This is a genomic window from Marinilabilia rubra (assembly GCF_003121985.1).
Taxonomy (GTDB): domain Bacteria; phylum Bacteroidota; class Bacteroidia; order Bacteroidales; family Marinilabiliaceae; genus Marinilabilia; species Marinilabilia rubra.
This window is the reverse complement of sequence record NZ_QEWP01000056.1, coordinates 1-1,136: the sequence shown is the minus strand read 5'-3', so window position 1 is coordinate 1,136 and position 1,136 is coordinate 1. Positions and strand designations below refer to the sequence as shown.

At 37.4% G+C, this 1,136-nt stretch carries 2 protein-coding genes; both read right to left on the bottom strand.

What is annotated here, in order from left to right; translation table 11 throughout:
* Positions 1-139 precede the first annotated feature (139 nt).
* Positions 140-469 (bottom strand): helix-turn-helix domain-containing protein, encoded by a 330-nt coding sequence (locus DDZ16_RS20570; RefSeq protein ID WP_109266366.1) that lies wholly within the window; start codon positions 467-469, stop codon positions 140-142.
* Positions 466-813, bottom strand: a complete 348-nt coding sequence (locus DDZ16_RS20565; RefSeq protein ID WP_109266365.1) for a type II toxin-antitoxin system RelE/ParE family toxin — start codon at positions 811-813, stop codon at positions 466-468. Before DDZ16_RS20565 ends, DDZ16_RS20570 begins: the two co-directional genes overlap by 4 nt.
* Positions 814-1,136 lie beyond the last annotated feature (323 nt).

Here is a 1,136-nt window from a genome sequence, read left to right as displayed (position 1 = left end):
CAAAAATACGGAAATGAATCAACTGTTTCCCATGGTTTAAGGAACCGCCGTATACGAGACCCGTACGTACGGTGGTGTGAGAGGCTCTCCGCTAGGCTAATGGCCTAGCGGCAGTCTACTCGATTGTGGTTTCGGCTTTTTATTGTTCAAATTGGATGTTCTGATTCATCAATTCTACGTTAAAATTGATTTTTGCATTCAATGCTCTGAATACCTTTAAAATTGTTTCAAATCGTGCGTCTGTTAAATTGTTTTCAATTTTGGAAATTTGGGCTTTTTTCACGCCAATCATTTCTCCGAGTTGGGCTTGTGTCAAATGTTTGTCTTCTCGAATTCTCCTAATGGTTTGTCCCAGAATATCAAGACGAAGTTCTTCTTCAAAATTATCTCGTTTCTCAGTACCAATCTCGCCGATGTGCTTATCAATCATTTCGTCAAGACTTTTTTTTCTTAATCTATCGCTCTTCATAACCCTTTATTTTTATGTTCAAAATATTCTTTCCGTATTTCTTCTGCTTTTTTTATTTCTCCTTTCGGGGTTTTCTGCGTTTTCTTAATAAATCCATGAGTTGCCAAAACTAACGTTTCCTCATTTTCCGTTTTATCCCAAAATGCAAGAAGTCTGTATTGATTTTTATTGTATTTAGTCCTTAGTTCCCAAATCAAGTCATTTAGTTTCTTGAATAATTCTGGGTCGTTTACTAATTGGGCTTTTCTGGCGTTATACAAGATTTTTTCTCTCGTTTTATCATCCAGAGATTCAACGAAATCAATCGCTTCTCCAAGTAGTTCAATCTTAAACTTTTTATTCATTCATCTTTTTATACGAAGATACAAGTTTCTTAATTAGGAAACAATTGGAAGGGGGTTTTTTTTTAAGCTGAACCACAACGGTGGCGGTATGAAACGTTGCGCACTTTGAAACACAAACTTATCAGCCCGCTAAGCCGCCCGTTAAATGTTATTTCGTTCAAATTTACCACAATCCGCGCAATGTTTTATGACCGCGTGTGTGTGCCCTGCATGAGCAGCAGCGCACCCACACTGGAAGTTCTTGAAAAAGATTAAAAATACAAATCTTTTTCAAGGAACCATAAAGTGCGGGGTGATTTTATCCAGAGGGTGTAAGTCCCTTA